The following is a 1,360-nucleotide window of genomic DNA, read 5'->3' on the forward strand; positions in this document are numbered from 1 at the left end:
GAGTCCTCGCGTGCCACGACGACGGCCTGGCGCACGAGGGGGTGCAGCTCGAGGGTGGTTTCGATTTCCCCCAGCTCGATGCGGAAGCCGCGCACCTTCACCTGGAAGTCGAGGCGGCCGAGGAACTCGAGGGAGCCATCGGCCAGCCGGCGAGCCTTGTCGCCGGTGCGGTAGAGGCGAGCGCCGGGAGAGGAGGAGAAGGGGTCCGGGAGGAAGCGCTCTGCGGTGAGCTCTGGGCGAGAGAGGTAGCCCCGCACGACACCCGCGCCGCCGATGAAGAGCTCGCCGGCGACGCCCAGGGGAAGGGGCAGCAGGTGAGAGTCGAGGACGTAGAGGGAGGTGTTGGAGATGGGGCGGCCCAGGGGAATGAGGGCCGAGGGGTGGGCGGGGACGGGGAAGCAGGAGGACCAGACGGTGGTCTCCGTGGGCCCGTACATGTTGAGGACGGAGGGGACGCGAAGGCGCAGCTCGCGAGCAAGCTCTGCGGAGAGGGCCTCACCGCCGACGAGCATCTGCTGGAGAGAGCGCAGGGCGTCAGCGGAGTCGGAGTCGAGAAGGAGTGCACGGGCCAGGGAGGGAGTGCACTGCAGGTGAGTGACGGAGTGCAGACGCACGGCCTGGGGCAGCCACGAGGGGCTGAGGGTTTCAGGCTGGAGCACGACACGGAAGCCGCGAGCGAGAGTCCAGAGGAGCTCGAGGACGGAGATGTCGAAGGAGAGGCGTGTGACGGCGAGCCAGACGCGGTGCTCCGGCCGGAGGACGAAGGAGTCCATGCCGGAGAAGAAGTTGGAGACGGTGCGGTGAGGCACCTGGACGCCCTTGGGGCGGCCGGTGGAGCCGGAGGTGAAGAGGACGTAGGCGAGGGTGTCCGAGGTGGACAGGGAAGTGGGCGGGTGCGTGGGCAGACCGCGCAGCGACTCGTCATTCAGGGCCAGGTGCACCACGGAAGCGCCTGGGGCCTCCGGGAGGCGAGCCAGTAGGGCGGGCTGGGCGAGAAGCACGGCGGGACGTGCATCCTCGAGCATCCCCTCCAGGCGCTCGCGAGGGTAGGAGGGGTCGAGGGGGACGTAGGCGCCGCCGGCCTTGAGGATGGCGAAGAGGCCGACGACGAGTTCGAGAGAGCGCTCCGCGGCGAGGCCGACGCGGACCTCGGGACCGACGCCGAGGGAGCGCAGGTGGTGGGCCAGTTGGTTGGAGCGGGCGTCCAGCTCACGGTAGGAGAGCCAGGAGTCCTCGAAGCCAAGTGCGGGCGCATCCGGGGTGCGAGCCACCTGCTGCTCGAAGGCGTGGTGGATGCAGGTGTCGGCCGGGAACTCGGCGGCCGTGTCATTCCACTCCACCAGCACCTGCTGGCGCTCGG

1 protein-coding gene is annotated in these 1,360 nt (G+C 69.9%); it reads right to left on the reverse strand.

The window, feature by feature from the left end:
* Positions 1 to 1,360, reverse strand: a 1,360-nt coding sequence (locus tag G4D85_RS48380) for a non-ribosomal peptide synthetase (protein ID WP_164021911.1), incomplete at both ends; no start/stop codon positions are given.

The organism is Pyxidicoccus trucidator (assembly GCF_010894435.1).
GTDB lineage: Bacteria > Myxococcota > Myxococcia > Myxococcales > Myxococcaceae > Myxococcus > Myxococcus trucidator.